Below are 444 nucleotides of genomic sequence, written 5' to 3' on the forward strand. Positions count from 1 at the left end.
TCGTCGATAGCGTCTGCGAAGAGGACTTGCCCGAGCACTTCTTCGGGTCCGTAGAACATGCCCCAGATGAACCAGAGCACGAGTACCGCCCACAGCGCCGGGTGTAGTCCCATGCTCAGGCAGACGGCGCCGTAGCCGATTCCGGAGATGCACATCCACCCGCGTTTGGTCATACGCACCCGCCTGGCGCCTGTACCGACGCCGAGTTTGGCTGAAAGCCAGGAGCTGATCACGCATCCGGCGGCGTAGACGGAGGTTGCGATTCCGAAGGCGGTGTAGTCGTGCCCGAGGTCGCGGGTGAGGTATTCGAGCATGGGCAGGGTGGTGATGGGTACGGCGGCGATGGAGAGGAACCAGAAGGTGAGCATGCCGCGCACGATGGGGTTGTGTGCGGTGTAGGCGGCACCTTCGCGCAGGAGTCTGCCGGTGTGGTGTTCCTGTACG

1 pseudogene is annotated in these 444 nt (G+C 63.5%); it reads right to left on the bottom strand.

From position 1 onward, the window contains the following. Positions 1–444 (bottom strand): annotated as a pseudogene (locus tag HMPREF2554_RS09305) (MFS transporter); the annotation flags it as partial.

Source organism: Rothia sp. HMSC071F11 (assembly GCF_001809115.1).
GTDB classification, from domain to species: domain Bacteria; phylum Actinomycetota; class Actinomycetes; order Actinomycetales; family Micrococcaceae; genus Rothia; species Rothia dentocariosa.